Annotated in this window: 11 protein-coding genes, 2 tRNA genes and 2 rRNA genes; 6 read left to right on the top strand and 9 right to left on the bottom strand. The window is 62.1% G+C overall.

The features are described from left to right. Positions 1-119 precede the first annotated feature (119 nt). Entirely contained in the window at positions 120-1,217 is a 1,098-nt protein-coding gene (gene hppD, locus WS64_RS10140; protein WP_059578227.1) for a 4-hydroxyphenylpyruvate dioxygenase, read from the bottom strand. 214 nt (positions 1,218-1,431) lie between these two features. Here hppD and WS64_RS10135 point away from each other — a divergent pair, with 214 nt between their 5' ends. Beyond that, positions 1,432-1,956 (top strand): Lrp/AsnC family transcriptional regulator, encoded by a 525-nt coding sequence (locus tag WS64_RS10135; RefSeq protein WP_040143005.1) that lies wholly within the window; start codon positions 1,432-1,434, stop codon positions 1,954-1,956. Between the two features lie 66 nt (positions 1,957-2,022). Here WS64_RS10135 and WS64_RS10130 read toward each other — a convergent pair whose 3' ends face one another. The 8 genes from WS64_RS10130 to paaA form a co-directional block, all read right to left on the bottom strand. Continuing rightward, a complete protein-coding gene (locus WS64_RS10130) occupies positions 2,023-2,670 on the bottom strand; it encodes a GNAT family N-acetyltransferase (RefSeq protein WP_060966382.1) in 648 nt (215 codons plus the stop codon). A 233-nt stretch (positions 2,671-2,903) separates the two neighbouring features. Then, the gene (locus tag WS64_RS10125; RefSeq protein ID WP_059578238.1) at positions 2,904-3,509 is read right to left on the bottom strand and encodes a TetR/AcrR family transcriptional regulator; all 606 of its coding nucleotides are present in this window, start codon (positions 3,507-3,509) and stop codon (positions 2,904-2,906) included. Positions 3,510-3,525: 16 nt separating this feature from the next. Further along, positions 3,526-4,347 (bottom strand): DUF1835 domain-containing protein, encoded by an 822-nt coding sequence (locus WS64_RS10120; protein WP_060966381.1) that lies wholly within the window; start codon positions 4,345-4,347, stop codon positions 3,526-3,528. A gap of 413 nt (positions 4,348-4,760) precedes the next feature. Continuing rightward, positions 4,761-5,849 carry a 1,2-phenylacetyl-CoA epoxidase subunit PaaE gene (gene paaE / locus WS64_RS10115; RefSeq protein ID WP_059578243.1) on the bottom strand — a complete coding sequence of 363 codons (1,089 nt, stop codon included), beginning with the start codon at positions 5,847-5,849 and terminating at the stop codon, positions 4,761-4,763. A 2-nt stretch (positions 5,850-5,851) separates the two neighbouring features. After that, positions 5,852-6,415 carry a 1,2-phenylacetyl-CoA epoxidase subunit PaaD gene (paaD, locus tag WS64_RS10110; RefSeq protein ID WP_060966380.1) on the bottom strand — a complete coding sequence of 188 codons (564 nt, stop codon included), beginning with the start codon at positions 6,413-6,415 and terminating at the stop codon, positions 5,852-5,854. A 25-nt stretch (positions 6,416-6,440) separates the two neighbouring features. Continuing rightward, complete coding sequence (gene paaC, locus WS64_RS10105; protein WP_059643732.1) at positions 6,441-7,244, bottom strand: 1,2-phenylacetyl-CoA epoxidase subunit PaaC; 804 nt, start codon at positions 7,242-7,244, stop codon at positions 6,441-6,443. A 10-nt stretch (positions 7,245-7,254) separates the two neighbouring features. Continuing rightward, complete coding sequence (gene paaB / locus WS64_RS10100; protein ID WP_006482881.1) at positions 7,255-7,539, bottom strand: 1,2-phenylacetyl-CoA epoxidase subunit PaaB; 285 nt, start codon at positions 7,537-7,539, stop codon at positions 7,255-7,257. Between the two features lie 36 nt (positions 7,540-7,575). Further along, a complete protein-coding gene (gene paaA / locus WS64_RS10095) occupies positions 7,576-8,574 on the bottom strand; it encodes a 1,2-phenylacetyl-CoA epoxidase subunit PaaA (RefSeq protein WP_059643734.1) in 999 nt (332 codons plus the stop codon). A 201-nt stretch (positions 8,575-8,775) separates the two neighbouring features. Between paaA and WS64_RS10090 the strand changes: the two genes are divergently transcribed. From WS64_RS10090 to WS64_RS10070, 5 genes are all read left to right on the top strand, one after another. Continuing rightward, on the top strand, positions 8,776-10,041 hold the full coding sequence (locus WS64_RS10090; protein WP_060966379.1) for an SGNH/GDSL hydrolase family protein: 1,266 nt from the start codon (positions 8,776-8,778) through the stop codon (positions 10,039-10,041). A gap of 567 nt (positions 10,042-10,608) precedes the next feature. Continuing rightward, positions 10,609-12,141: ribosomal RNA gene (locus tag WS64_RS10085) — 16S ribosomal RNA — on the top strand. Between the two features lie 63 nt (positions 12,142-12,204). Further along, positions 12,205-12,281, top strand: a tRNA-Ile gene (locus WS64_RS10080). Positions 12,282-12,323: 42 nt separating this feature from the next. Beyond that, positions 12,324-12,399, top strand: a tRNA-Ala gene (locus WS64_RS10075). Positions 12,400-12,744: 345 nt separating this feature from the next. Next, positions 12,745-15,624: ribosomal RNA gene (locus WS64_RS10070) — 23S ribosomal RNA — on the top strand. Together the 16S and 23S rRNA genes with 2 tRNA genes alongside form the textbook arrangement of a ribosomal RNA operon. Positions 15,625-15,677: the final 53 nt, after the last annotated feature.

The following is a 15,677-nucleotide window of genomic DNA, read 5'->3' as shown; positions in this document are numbered from 1 at the left end:
CCTCCGGGCCGCGCCGGCATGCAAAAAGGGCGGGAATCCTCGGGTTCCCGCCCTTTTTCTTTGTGTCGCCGGATCGTGCGGCTGGCCCGGTAGCGCGGCGCCGCCGCCCGGCGGATGCGTCAGGCCTTGTCCTGCACGACGCCGCGGCGGATCTGGTCGAGTTCGATCGATTCGAACAGCGCCTTGAAGTTGCCTTCGCCGAAGCCCTGGTTGCCCTTGCGCTGGATGATCTCGAAGAAGATCGGCCCGATCTGGTTCTCGGTGAAGATCTGCAGCAGCAGGTCGTCGCGCGCGCCGTCGATCAGGATCTTGCGCTTCTTCAGTTCTTCCAGCGATTCGCCGTGGTTCGGCACGCGGCGGTCGACCAGCTCGTAATACGTGTCGATCGTGTCGAGCAGCTTCACTTCCTTGCTGCGCAACCCGTCGACCGCCTGGTAGATGTCGCTCGCGCCGAGCGCGATGTGCTGGATGCCTTCGCCGTGATACGCGTCGAGGTATTCCTGGATCTGGCCGGCCGTATCCGAGCCTTCCTCGTTGATCGGGATGCGGATCTTGCCGCACGGCGACGTCATCGCCTTCGACTTCACGCCCGTCACCTTGCCTTCGATGTCGAAGTAGCGGACTTCGCGGAAGTTGAACAGGCGCTCGTAGAACTCGGCCCACTCCTGCATGCGGCCGCGATGCACGTTGTGCGTCAGGTGATCGATGTAGGTGAGGCCGTGGCCGACCGGGTTCGGGTTCGCGCCGGGAATCGGCTCGAAGTCGACGTCGTAGATGCTGATGTCGCCGATCGCGCCCGGTTGCGCGCCGTTCTTGCCGCGCCAGCGGTCGACGAAATAGATCAGCGAATCGCCGATCCCCTTGATCGCCGGGATGTTCAGCTCCATCGGGCCCGTCTTGTTGTCGAAGCCCCACGCGCCGAGTTCGAGCGCGCGCTGGTATGCCTTGGCGGCGTCCTGCACGCGGAATGCGATCGCGCAGATCGACGGGCCGTGCAGCCGCGCGAAGCGTTGCGCGAACGAATCGGGTTCCGCGTTGATGATGAAGTTGATGTCGCCCTGGCGGTACACCGTCACGTCCTTGTGGCGGTGGCGCGCGATCGCGGTGAAACCCATCCGCTCGAACAGTTGTCCGAGCGCTTTCGGGTCCGGCGCCGTGTATTCGATGAATTCGAAGCCGTCGGTGCCGACGGGGTTGTCCCAGGTGGGGATCTGCATGTCGTGTCTCCTGTGCGGGGCGATCGGCCGGCGCGACGTGCGCATGTCCGGCCTGGTTCGATGTCGACGGCCGTGCCCGTCACCAGCATGCGCGGCAAGTCGATACATGCGACAGAGTGTAGCGGGCGGCCGCGAGCGGAAACTTGCGAACTTAATCGCCCGCGCCTACGATGGCGCAATTTGCAGTCTCGAAATTATCGATGGAGGGCAGAAGATGGCGCAGGCTGAATTGGATGCCATCGACCGGCGGATTCTCGCGATTCTTCAGGAGAACGGGCGCCTGTCGAACCAGGAGATCGCCGAGCGCGTGAACCTGTCGCCGAGCCCCTGCCTGCGGCGAATCCGGCGGCTCGAGGAAATCGGCGTGATCACCGGCTATGTCGCGCTGCTGAATCCGCAGAAGCTCGGGCTCGACCTGCTCGCGTACGTGAGCGTGCGGCTCGAGAAGCGCGGCGGCCTCGCGCCGGTCCGGGCCGACGAGACGTCGGCGCGCGCGGGCGCGACCCACGCGGAACTGTTCCGCGCGGCCGTGCAGACCTGGCCGGAAGTGGTCGCGTGCCACGCGATGACGGGTGACATGGATTACCTGCTGCGCGTGCAGGTCGAGGACATGGCGCATTTCTCCCGCTTCGTGCAGGAGCATCTGCTGCATCACCCGTCGGTGATCGACGTGAAAACGAGCTTCTCGCTCGATTGCTTCAAGGAAACGACGGCGTTGCCGATTCGTTCGGTGCGCTAGCGTGGCGGGGAAGGGAGGGCGCCGGGCGCGCCGCTGGCGCGGCCCGGCTGGCCGACGTCATCGACGTCAGGCCGTCAGTGCGGAGGGCATCAGCGATTCGATGAACTTCGTCGTGCGGCGCGCCTGGCGCTTCATCGCGTAGTCGAACACCGCAGCCTGTTCCTGCAGCATCTCGGCGATGATCGTCGAGTGGTCGGCGGGCGGCAGCGACAGGTACGCATCGGCTTCGCCGTACGCGTACTCGATCCGCATCCCGGATTTCTTCGCGATGTGCATCATCGTCGCGTTACGCGACAGGCAATGCATGTACAGCATCGTCACGTGCGTGTTGCGGCTGCGGATCGCCGCGCGCTCGAACAGCTTCGAGCCGACGCCGCGGCCGCGCGCACTTTCGAGCACCGACACGCCGAATTCGGCCGTGCGCGTGTCGCCCTCGGCCGGCAAGTAGGCCAGGTGGCCGACGCCGATCAGTTCGAGGTCGTGGTCGAACACGCCGAACACGGTATCGCGACCGAAATCGATCGTGCGGACATAGTTCTCGATCACGTGGTCGGGCACCATCTGGCCGAAGCGCAGCAGGCGGTCCTCTTCGTCGAGCGAGAGAAAGTGGGTGAGCATTTGCTCACGGTCTTTGGAAGCCAGTTCCCTGACGAGAACCGGCGCAGTACCGACCTTGCCGACAGCATCGGCACGGCCGTTGAATTGCGTGTTCATCGTGGGTTCCTCAGTGTGGGTGCACAAGCGGGTTGTGCAATGCAACAGCATTTTACCCGAGCGAGGTTGGGGAAAACCCGTATTTGACGTTCTTTGTCCTGAGGGGGAATTCTAAATCCGCTTAGTTCATTCCGTAACCTGCTGATTTTGAACGGATTTAAAATTCATCATATGAAATGCGCGGCGGGCGGTCGCACTGTGCCCGTCGCGCAACGCATGCTGCCGCGCGGCAATCAGGCCGCCGTCGACAGCCCGCGCTCGATCAGGTCGATCACCTGTTCGGCGAAGTCGCGGTAGCCGAGGCGGCCGCCGGGCTTCAGCCACGTGAAGGTCCAGTTGATCATCCCGAACACCATCATCGTCACCGGGGTCTGGTTTTCCTTCGAGATCCGGTCCGGGTAGGCGCGCGCGAGCTGTCGCGTGAACGCCGCGACGATGTCGCGCTGGCGGTCGAGCACGATTTCGCGCTGCGCGTCCTCCAGATACTTCACGTCGTTGAGCAGCGCGACGTGGCGGCTGTGCGACGTCTCGTATTCGGCGAGGAACGCGCGCACGAGTTCGGCGAACGCGTCGCGCTCGCTGAGGCCGCGCCGCTGGCTCGCGCCCTCGACCTCGGCGATGATCAGCATCAGCCGCTTCGTGTAGCGGTCGAGCAGGTCGAACAGGATCGCTTCCTTGCTCTCGTAATAGTGATAGAGCCGCGCCTTCGACGTGCCGCTCGCGGTCGCGAGATCGGACATCGACGTGCTCGGGTAGCTCGTCTGCGCGAATTTCTCGGCGGCCAGGTCGAGGATCTGCTCGCGCTGGGATTCGTGGTCGGGCGCTCGGGTTCGGGCCATGGTCGAATACGGAAGATTAGCGGTGCGCGGCCGCGGCGGCTGCGCGCACGCGCGTGGAAGAGAGGGCTGCGGGCGCATCGTCCTGCAGTTCGAGCCGACCGGCTGCCGCGAGCTCGCGGCAACGCCACCAGGCGATCGAGTCGCTGACGAACAGCCCGCCGCGGTCGGCCGCGGCCATGATGCTGCCGACGAGGCGCTGCGCGGGCTGCCAGTCGGCTTCCGCGCGCGCGACGATCAGCGCGTCGAGATCGGCGTAGTGGCCGCTCTTGATCGTGTTGCTGACCCAATAACGCAGTTCGGCGTTCAGGTGCTTCGCCTCCTGCCATTCGAGCGCGAGGCGGCCGATGCGCAGGACCGAGACCGGCGCGGCCGCCGGCCGCTTGCGCGCCAGTTCCGCGGGCGAGAACATTCCGGTCGCGCACGCCTGGTCGGTGCGCGACAGCGCTGCGCGCTGCGCGGCGTCGAGGTCGGCGGCCGACAGCCGCACCTCGTTCAGGCGCTGCGGCACGTTGCGCAGGTGATAGGCGACCCGGCGCAGCAGCAGCTTGTCGCCGACGCTCGGCGCGTGCCACACGACGACCTGGCCGGTATCCATCGCAAGCTGGTCGAGGCGCGCGAATTCGGCCTCGATTTCCGCGTTCCAGTCGGGAATCTGGTCGCCGAGCACGTGCTGCCAGAACGCGGCGCGTGTGTCGGGCGTCTCGTCGACGCCCTTCAGCGGCCCGACGCCGAGATCGTCGAGCAACCCGACGACGCGCTCGTCGCGTCCGGCTAGCGCAAGGGCCTCGCGCAGCGACGCGGCGGCGGTGCCGCCCTGAATCACATGAATGGTACTCATCGGCCTGTCGTCAACAAAAGAAAACCGCCGGCCGGGCGGACGTTGCGATGTCCAGCCGGCCGGCGGCCCCTAGGGTCTGTTTACATATGGAACGCACATGCGAATGCCCGAAATCGCTCGTAGGGCAAGGAGTGAGAAGCGCCGTTTGGCCGCGCCAAACAAGCGACGAGCGACGCCGCCATACGGGCGATTTCGGGCATTCCCCTGACATGATTTTTTTAATTTGGGGTTGCCACGAGAACGGCCGCTCGCCGCGTTGTGCTCCTTGCGAATACGTCAGTATTCGCGGCGTCGCACGCCTCGCGAGCGGCCGTTCTCGTGGCAACGCATGCGCGTTCCATATGTAAACAGACCCTAGTGTAAGCGAGATGTGTGACGGCGAGAAACCGCCCGGCGCCGCGACGCGACGCCGCTCAACGTTCGTCGAAGCTCACGACGACCTTGTCGCTGATCGGGTGGCACTGGCACGTGAGCACGAAACCGTCCTTCACTTCGTGCTCCTCGAGCGTGTAGTTCTTCTCCATCCGCACTTCGCCTTCGATCACCTTCGCGCGGCACGTGCAGCACACGCCGCCCTTGCATGCGTACGGCAGCGCGAGGCCCGCGCGCAGGCCCACGTCGAGCAGGCTCACGCCTTCGTACGGCAAGCGCAGCTTGCGCTTCTTGCCGTCGAGCACGATTTCGAGGTCGGCGGCCGGCGTCTGCGCGGTGATCTCGACGACCGGTGCGCCGGCCTGCGGCAGCGGCGTGCCGAAGCGCTCGACGTGCACCTTCGCCTGCGGCACGCCGGCCGCCTTCAGCGCCGCTTCGGCGGCGTCCATCATCGGCGCCGGGCCGCAGATGAACGCCTCGTCGATCGCGTCGGCCGGCGTCAGCGTGGCGAGGAATTCCGCGCACTTCGCCTGATCGAGCACGCCGTTGAACAGCTCGACGTCCTGCAGGTCGTCCGACAGCACGTGATAGAGGACGAAGCGGTTCATGTAGCGGTTCTTCAGGTCTTCCAGCTCCTCCGCGAACATGATCGCGTCGACGCTGCGGTTCCCGTAGATCAGCGTGAACGTGCTGCGCGGCTCGAGCTCGAGCGTCGTCTTCACGATCGCGAGCACCGGCGTGATCCCCGAGCCGCCGGAAAACGCGACGTACTGCTTGCCATGGTCGGCGTTCAGGTGCGTGAAGAAGCGGCCGTCCGGCGTCATCACGTCGATCGTGTGGCCGGGCTTCAGCGTGTCGAACGCGAAGTTCGAGAAGCGGCCGCCGCGCACGCGCTTGATGCCGATGCGCAATTCGCCGTCGCGATCGTAGTCCGTCGTGCCGACGCAGATCGAATACGAGCGGCGCGTCTCCTCGCCGTCGATGTGGGTCTTCAGCGTGACGAACTGGCCCTGCGTGAAGCGGTATGCGTCGCGCAGTTCGGGCGGCACGTCGAACGAGACGGTGACGGCATCGGCGGTCTCGGGCCGCACGTCGCGGATACGCAGCGGGTGAAATTGCGGGGTCGCCATATTCAGTAGGGTTTGAAGTAGTCGAAGGGTTCGCGGCAGTCGACGCAGCGATACAGCGCCTTGCAGGCCGTGGACGCGAATTGCGCGAGACGTTCGGTGCGCGCGGAGCCGCAGCGCGGGCAGGCGGGCGCCGCGACCTGCCGCGGCACGAAGCGCACGACGTGCTCCCGCGGCGCGGTGCTGTCGCACTGGCCGACCGGCGGCGCGATGCCGTAGGCCCGCAGCTTGTCGCGCGCTGCCTGCGTGATCCAGTCGGTCGTCCACGCGGGGGCGAGCACCGTCTCGATCCGGTGCGGCGGCAGATCGGCGGCCTGCAGCGCGGCGGCGATGTCCTCGGCGATCTGCGACATCGCGGGGCAGCCCGAGTAGGTCGGCGTGATCACGACTTCGAGCCGGCCGTCGTCCGCGCGGCGGACGTCGCGCAGGATGCCGAGCTCGCGGATCGACACGACCGGAATCTCCGGATCGGGCACGGCTTCCAGCACGTCCCATGCGCGGGCGAGCAGCGGATCGTCGCGGTGCGCGGCGGGAGCGCCGTGGGTGGGGGCGGCGGTCTGGGCGGACATCGTCGGGCTCCGTGGCGTGGGGCGGTTACCAGCTCGCACCGGGATGCTGACGCGCGAGGCTCTGCATTTCGGCGAGCAGGTAGCCCATGTGTTCCGAGTGCTCGCCCTGCTTGCCGGTCGTCACATGCTTCACCGGAGTCGGCGGCGTGAGCGTGGCCTCGGCGAGCGCATCGTCCACGTCCGCGCGCCACGCGGCCTCGATCGCGGCCGGCGCCGGGCCGATGCCCGGTGCGACGATCGCGTCGTCGACCGCATCGGCGGCGAAGAATTCGCGCGTGTACGGCATCAGGTAATCGAGCGCGGCCTGCGCGCGGCGGTGCGATTCGTCGGTGCCGTCGCCGAGGCGCACGAGCCATTCGCGCGCATGCTGCACGTGATAGCGGGTTTCCTTCACCGATTTCGCGGCAATCGCGGCGAGTTGCGTGTCGGTCGACGTTTCCAGCGCGCTCCACACGTGCAGCATCAGCGCCGCGTACAGGAAGTTGCGCACGATCGTCACCGCGTAGTCCTTGTCGGCGTGCGCGGTACCGGAGAGCGGGCCATAGTGCGGCAGCTCGGCGAGCGTGAAGTTCGCGAATTCGCGCTCGGTGCGGAAGTACGCGTAGTCGTCCTCGGTCTTCGTCGCGCCGGTGAGCTGGCGCTCGAGCTCGGCCGCGTGCGTGTACAGCATGCGCGCCTGGCCGATCAGGTCGAGGCTCATGTTGGTGAGCGCGATGTCTTCCTCGAGGATCGGGCCGTGGCCGCACCATTCGGCGTTGCGCTGACCGAGGATCAGCGCATTGTCCGCGAGGCGCAGCACGTAGGAGAGGTGTTCGGGCGTGATCGTCATGGCGCGGGCGTTACATGTGGTTGACTTCGTCGGGCAGCGTGTAGAACGTCGGGTGACGGTAGATCTTGTCGCCCGCCGGCTCGAACAGTTCGGCCTTCTCGCTCGGATCCGACGCCGTGATCGCCGACGACGGCACCACCCAGATGCTCACGCCTTCCTGGCGACGCGTGTAGACGTCGCGCGCCATGCGCAGCGCCATCGTCGCATCGGCGGCGTGCAGGCTGCCGCAGTGCTTGTGGTCGAGGCCCTGCTTGCTGCGCACGAACACTTCCCAGATCGGCCATTCCTTGTTCATTACCTTCTCCTGATTCCTGGATTCGAGGGGTGCCGCTCAGGCGGCGTGCTGTTCGGCGCGGGCGCGGCGCTTCGCTTCGTGTGCGAGCGCGGCTTCGCGCACCCAGGCGCCGTCCTCGTGCGCCTTCACGCGAGTGGCGAGGCGTTCCTTGTTGCACGGGCCGTCGCCGTTGACCACGCGCCAGAATTCGTCCCAGTCGATCGCGCCGTAGTCGTAGTGACCGCGCGCCTCGTTCCATTTCAGGTCGGGGTCGGGCAGCGTCACGCCGAGCACCTTCGCCTGATCGACCGTCGCGTCGACGAATTTCTGGCGCAGATCGTCGTTCGAGATCCGCTTGATGCCCCATTTCGCGGACTGATTGCTGTGGACCGAATCCGCGTCGCTCGGGCCGAACATCATCAGCACCGGCCACCACCAGCGGTCGACGGCCTGCTGGACCATCGCACGCTGCGCGTCGCTGCCCTTCATCATCGACAGCAGCGCGTCGAAGCCCTGGCGCTGATGGAACGACTCTTCCTTGCACACGCGGATCATCGCGCGCGCGTAGGGGCCGTACGTGCAGCGGCACAGCGGGATCTGGTTCATGATCGCGGCGCCGTCGACGAGCCAGCCGATCACGCCGACGTCGGCCCAGGTCGGCGTCGGGTAGTTGAAGATGCTCGAGTATTTGGCCTTGCCCGCATGCAGCGCGTCGACCAGCGAATCGCGCGATACGCCGAGCGTTTCGGCCGCGCTGTAAAGATAGAGGCCATGGCCGGCTTCGTCCTGCACCTTCGCGAGCAGGATCGCCTTGCGCTTCAGGCTCGGCGCGCGCGAGATCCAGTTGCCTTCCGGCAGCATGCCGACGACTTCCGAGTGCGCATGCTGCGAGATCTGGCGGATCAGCGTCTTGCGATAGGCATCGGGCATCCAGTCCTGCGGTTCGATCTTGCCGTCCGCGGCCATCACCGCATCGAACCGCGCCTGCTCGGGCGACTCGGCTGCGGCGTCGAGCGGCGCGACGTTGCCGGGGATGTCGAGGGATTGCGTGTACATGGCGGAGGCTCTCGTCCGGTTGAATGTGTGCGAATTATAAACCAACCGACCGGTCGGTTAATAAATTTATTGCGGATTTGCGGCGGGACTGGGGTAAACGAGGGACATCGGGGCGCGATCGAATGGCGCAAGTGCGGCTTCGCGCGAGGGTCCCGGCGTCTTCTGCGGCACAATGCCCGCTTTCCGACGAGGATCTTGTCGATGTCATTTCGAAGCAGTTTCGCCGCGGCCGTGCTGGGTGCGGCCGTTTTCGTGTCGCCGCTCGAGGCGTCGGCCGCGCCGGCCGGGTGGGTCGCCGCGTGGGCGACCGCACTGCAGCCGATTCCCGACCTCGCCGCGCCGCCGCCGCTTTACCGCGCGCCCGACGTGGCCGGCCGAACCGTGCGCCAGGTCGTCTATCCGACCGTGTCGGGGCGGGCCGTGCGGATTCGCGTGAGCAACGCATACGGTCGCGCGCCGCTGGTCGTCGAGGCCGCGAGCCTCGCGCGTGCCGGCGAAGGTGCCGCGCTCGCCGGCGGCGCGGCGGTGCCGGTCCGGTTTGGCGGCAAGGCGTCGGTGACGCTCGCGCCGGGTCACGAGATCGAAAGCGATCCGGTGACGATCGACGTGACGGCCGCGCGGCCGTATGCGATCAGTCTCCGGATGGGGCCGAACCAACGGATGACGGTCTGGCACCGCGTGTCGAATCAGTTCAATTATGTGTCCGCGCCGGGCGATCACGTGGGCGACCCGGGCGCCGACGCGTTTCGCACCCGTTTTACCCAATATGCGTGGGTGACCGAGTTGGCTGTCGAGTCCGGCGCCGCGCGCGCCAGCGTCGCCGCGATCGGCGATTCGATCACCGACGGGCTGCGCTCCACCGTCAACCGGAACCGCCGTTGGCCGGACGCACTCGCGCGCAGGCTGGCCGCGTCGGGCGCCGATTCGATCGGTGTCGTGAATCTCGGCATCAGCGGGAACCGGCTGCTCAGCGACTCCGCGTGCTACGGCACCTCGCTGGCGTCGCGATTCGAGCATGATGCGCTGTCGCGCTCCGGCGTGAAGGCGGCGATCGTGCTGATCGGGATCAACGACATCAACTTCGCGGCGATGCCGTCGCGCGCCGGGCTCGATTGCGATCACCCGCATACGCAGGTAACGGCCGCATCGCTGATCGACGGCTATCGCCGGCTGATTGACGCGGCGCATCGCCAGGGCGTGAAGGTCTTCGGCGCGACGCTCACGCCGGCGGCGTTGCCGGCCGGGCGCGAGGCGATCCGGCTCGAGGTGAACCGGTGGATCCGGAGCGGCGGCGGGTTCGACGGCGTGGTGGACTTTGACGCGGTGCTGCGCGATCCGGCGCGTGCGAGCGTGTTGCAGCGCCGATACGATAGCGGCGATGGAATCCATCCGAGCGATGCCGGTTACACGGCGATGGCCGATGCGGTGCCGCTCGAGCAACTGCAGGCTGCCGTGGGCGGCAAGTGACGCCCCACTATATATAGAGGGGGAGATTGCCGACGGCCTGTCGGCCGACAGCGCTACATCGTTCGTCGAGCCCCCAGCCTCCGTGCGCGGCAGCGCACGGAGGCCTTTTCAAACTTTCTTCACAAAGAGCTTGCACGGATGGGGGCGGGTGCTTAGAATCACGCCTCTTTCGCGCTACCGGAAACGCGGCGCGGGAGAAAGGGAAGCGGTGCTGTTGAGGTTCGGTGGTAACGAGCCGCGGCGGCGCAGGAAGTTGGGCCCCGCAGTCGCAACGAAGTCGTTCAGAAAGTTGTTGACGAGCTGCGAAACACGGTTCATAATCTCGCTTCTCTGCTGCTGAAAACGCAGCGCTGCCGAGGGGTCTCAGATTCCTCGCAGAAACGCTCTTTAAAAATTAACAGCCGATAAGTGTGGGCGCTTGATGAAAGCGAGTTGATCCTCGGATCAGATAGCGAAAGTATCAAGAGTCTCACACTAAAGTAAGTCAGGTTTATGAAGTGATTCATATTCCTGTCAGCTTTGAGTGAGCGACCGGTTCTTAACGGAACCGAAAACAGTAACAGGTTTGAACTGAAGAGTTTGATCCTGGCTCAGATTGAACGCTGGCGGCATGCCTTACACATGCAAGTCGAACGGCAGCACGGGTGCTTGCACCTGGTGGCGAGTGGCGAACGGGTGAGTAATACATCGGAACATGTCCTGTAGTGGGGGATAGCCCGGCGAAAGCCGGATTAATACCGCATACGATCCATGGATGAAAGCGGGGGACCTTCGGGCCTCGCGCTATAGGGTTGGCCGATGGCTGATTAGCTAGTTGGTGGGGTAAAGGCCTACCAAGGCGACGATCAGTAGCTGGTCTGAGAGGACGACCAGCCACACTGGGACTGAGACACGGCCCAGACTCCTACGGGAGGCAGCAGTGGGGAATTTTGGACAATGGGCGAAAGCCTGATCCAGCAATGCCGCGTGTGTGAAGAAGGCCTTCGGGTTGTAAAGCACTTTTGTCCGGAAAGAAATCCCTGGCTCTAATACAGTCGGGGGATGACGGTACCGGAAGAATAAGCACCGGCTAACTACGTGCCAGCAGCCGCGGTAATACGTAGGGTGCAAGCGTTAATCGGAATTACTGGGCGTAAAGCGTGCGCAGGCGGTTTGCTAAGACCGATGTGAAATCCCCGGGCTCAACCTGGGAACTGCATTGGTGACTGGCAGGCTAGAGTATGGCAGAGGGGGGTAGAATTCCACGTGTAGCAGTGAAATGCGTAGAGATGTGGAGGAATACCGATGGCGAAGGCAGCCCCCTGGGCCAATACTGACGCTCATGCACGAAAGCGTGGGGAGCAAACAGGATTAGATACCCTGGTAGTCCACGCCCTAAACGATGTCAACTAGTTGTTGGGGATTCATTTCCTTAGTAACGTAGCTAACGCGTGAAGTTGACCGCCTGGGGAGTACGGTCGCAAGATTAAAACTCAAAGGAATTGACGGGGACCCGCACAAGCGGTGGATGATGTGGATTAATTCGATGCAACGCGAAAAACCTTACCTACCCTTGACATGGTCGGAATCCTGCTGAGAGGCGGGAGTGCTCGAAAGAGAACCGGCGCACAGGTGCTGCATGGCTGTCGTCAGCTCGTGTCGTGAGATGTTGGGTTAAGTCCCGCAACGAGCGCAACCCTTGTCCTTAGTTGCTACGCAAGAGCACTCTAAGGAGACTGCCGGTGACAAACCGGAGGAAGGTGGGGATGACGTCAAGTCCTCATGGCCCTTATGGGTAGGGCTTCACACGTCATACAATGGTCGGAACAGAGGGTTGCCAACCCGCGAGGGGGAGCTAATCCCAGAAAACCGATCGTAGTCCGGATTGCACTCTGCAACTCGAGTGCATGAAGCTGGAATCGCTAGTAATCGCGGATCAGCATGCCGCGGTGAATACGTTCCCGGGTCTTGTACACACCGCCCGTCACACCATGGGAGTGGGTTTTACCAGAAGTGGCTAGTCTAACCGCAAGGAGGACGGTCACCACGGTAGGATTCATGACTGGGGTGAAGTCGTAACAAGGTAGCCGTATCGGAAGGTGCGGCTGGATCACCTCCTTTCCAGAGCTTCTCGCACAAGTTGAGCGCTCACGCTTATCGGCTGTAAATTAAAGACAGACTCAGGGGTCTGTAGCTCAGTCGGTTAGAGCACCGTCTTGATAAGGCGGGGGTCGTTGGTTCGAATCCAACCAGACCCACCACGTCTTGTGTGGCGGTACACACCTGAGGGCATCTGTACTCATGGGGGCATAGCTCAGCTGGGAGAGCACCTGCTTTGCAAGCAGGGGGTCGTCGGTTCGATCCCGTCTGCCTCCACCAATCTTCAATGACAAGCGTTCGAACGAAGCGTGGTTCGAGTCTTTGTCATTGGCGATTGAGCCAGTCAGAGCGGTACGAAAGTATCGGCTGTCGTTCTTTAACAATCTGGAAGAAGTAAGTAATTTGGATAGCGGAAGCGTCTTGAGATGGACGTGGAAAGCTATCCGGGTTGTGATTGTATCGATGTATCTCAAGATGATTCGAACTTCATTGTTCGGCTCGATTTTGGAATACGGCACAACGCGAGAACTCAACCTGTAGCGGCTGTCGTCCCCCATGCGGGGATGGGGCCCTCGTAAGCGCTAAAGCGCTAACGATGGCCGACATGAGACAGACTCGTTATAGGGTCAAGCGAACAAGTGCATGTGGTGGATGCCTTGGCGATCACAGGCGATGAAGGACGCGGTAGCCTGCGAAAAGCTACGGGGAGCTGGCAAACGAGCTTTGATCCGTAGATGTCCGAATGGGGAAACCCACTCCTTATGGAGTATCCATGGCTGAATACATAGGCCATGCGAAGCGAACGCGGTGAACTGAAACATCTAAGTAACCGCAGGAAAAGAAATCAACCGAGATTCCCAAAGTAGTGGCGAGCGAAATGGGATGAGCCTTGCACTCTTTATTTGTATTGTTAGCCGAACGCTCTGGAAAGTGCGGCCATAGCAGGTGATAGCCCTGTAGGCGAAAACAGTATGAAAGAACTAGGTGTGCGACAAGTAGGGCGGGACACGTGAAATCCTGTCTGAAGATGGGGGGACCATCCTCCAAGGCTAAATACTCGTGATCGACCGATAGTGAACCAGTACCGTGAGGGAAAGGCGAAAAGAACCCCGGGAGGGGAGTGAAATAGATCCTGAAACCGCATGCATACAAACAGTCGGAGCCTCGCAAGGGGTGACGGCGTACCTTTTGTATAATGGGTCAGCGACTTACGTTCAGTAGCAAGCTTAACCGTATAGGGCAGGCGTAGCGAAAGCGAGTCCGAATAGGGCGTTCAGTTGCTGGGCGTAGACCCGAAACCAGGTGATCTATCCATGGCCAGGATGAAGGTGCGGTAACACGTACTGGAGGTCCGAACCCACTAACGTTGAAAAGTTAGGGGATGAGCTGTGGATAGGGGTGAAAGGCTAAACAAACCTGGAAATAGCTGGTTCTCTCCGAAAACTATTTAGGTAGTGCCTCGTGTCTCACCTTCGGGGTAGAGCACTGTCATGGTTGGGGGGTCTATTGCAGATTACCCCGCCATAGCAAACTCCGAATACCGAAGAGTGCAATCACGGGAGACAGACATCGGGTGCTAACGTCCGGTGTCAAGAGGGAAACAACCCAGACCGCCAGCTAAGGTCCCCAAATATAGCTAAGTGGGAAACGAAGTGGGAAGGCTAAAACAGTCAGGAGGTTGGCTTAGAAGCAGCCACCCTTTAAAGAAAGCGTAATAGCTCACTGATCGAGTCGTCCTGCGCGGAAGATGTAACGGGGCTAAGCTATATACCGAAGCTGCGGATGCGAGCTTGCTCGCATGGTAGGAGAGCGTTCCGTAAGCCTGCGAAGGTGCCTTGTAAAGGGTGCTGGAGGTATCGGAAGTGCGAATGCTGACATGAGTAGCGATAAAGGGGGTGAAAGGCCCCCTCGCCGTAAGCCCAAGGTTTCCTACGCAACGTTCATCGGCGTAGGGTGAGTCGGCCCCTAAGGCGAGGCAGAAATGCGTAGCTGATGGGAAGCAGGTCAATATTCCTGCACCATTGTTAGATGCGATGGGGGGACGGATCGCGGAAGGTTGTCCGGGTGTTGGACGTCCCGGTCGCTGCATTGGAGAAGGCGCTTAGGCAAATCCGGGCGCGGGATTCAAGGGTGTGGCGCGAGCTCCTTCGGGAGCGAAGCAATTGGAAGTGGTTCCAAGAAAAGCCTCTAAGCTTCAGTCTAACGATGACCGTACCGCAAACCGACACAGGTGGGCGAGATGAGTATTCTAAGGCGCTTGAGAGAACTCGGGAGAAGGAACTCGGCAAATTGGTACCGTAACTTCGGGATAAGGTACGCCCTTGTAGCTTGACTGGCCTGCGCCAGGAGGGTGAAGGGGTTGCAATAAACTGGTGGCTGCGACTGTTTAATAAAAACACAGCACTCTGCAAACACGAAAGTGGACGTATAGGGTGTGACGCCTGCCCGGTGCCGGAAGATTAAATGATGGGGTGCAAGCTCTTGATTGAAGTCCCGGTAAACGGCGGCCGTAACTATAACGGTCCTAAGGTAGCGAAATTCCTTGTCGGGTAAGTTCCGACCTGCACGAATGGCGTAACGATGGCCACACTGTCTCCTCCCGAGACTCAGCGAAGTTGAAGTGTTTGTGATGATGCAATCTACCCGCGGCTAGACGGAAAGACCCCATGAACCTTTACTGTAGCTTTGCATTGGACTTTGAACCGATCTGTGTAGGATAGGTGGGAGGCTATGAAACCGGAACGCTAGTTTCGGTGGAGCCGTCCTTGAAATACCACCCTGGTTTGTTTGAGGTTCTAACCTTGGCCCGTGATCCGGGTCGGGGACAGTGCATGGTAGGCAGTTTGACTGGGGCGGTCTCCTCCCAAAGCGTAACGGAGGAGTACGAAGGTACGCTAGGTACGGTCGGAAATCGTGCTGATAGTGCAATGGCATAAGCGTGCTTAACTGCGAGACCGACAAGTCGAGCAGGTGCGAAAGCAGGTCATAGTGATCCGGTGGTTCTGTATGGAAGGGCCATCGCTCAACGGATAAAAGGTACTCTGGGGATAACAGGCTGATACCGCCCAAGAGTTCATATCGACGGCGGTGTTTGGCACCTCGATGTCGGCTCATCTCATCCTGGGGCTGTAGCCGGTCCCAAGGGTATGGCTGTTCGCCATTTAAAGAGGTACGTGAGCTGGGTTTAAAACGTCGTGAGACAGTTTGGTCCCTATCTGCCGTGGGCGTTGGATATTTGAAGGGGGCTGCTCCTAGTACGAGAGGACCGGAGTGGACGAACCTCTGGTGTACCGGTTGTCACGCCAGTGGCATCGCCGGGTAGCTATGTTCGGAAGAGATAACCGCTGAAAGCATCTAAGCGGGAAACTCGCCTTAAGATGAGATATCCCTGGAGGCTTGACCTCCTTGAAGGGTCGTTCGAGACCAGGACGTTGATAGGTCGGGTGTGTAAGCGCAGTAATGCGTTCAGCTAACCGATACTAATTGCCCGTAAGGCTTGATCCTATAACAAGTCTGCCTTGTGTCGATGATCGTTAGTGCTTCAGCACTTACGAGCA

The sequence above is a fragment of the Burkholderia anthina genome (genome assembly GCF_001547525.1).
GTDB classification, from domain to species: Bacteria; Pseudomonadota; Gammaproteobacteria; order Burkholderiales; family Burkholderiaceae; genus Burkholderia; species Burkholderia semiarida.
The sequence above is the reverse complement of the archived record's forward strand: the minus strand, read 5'-3'. Positions and strand labels throughout refer to the sequence as shown.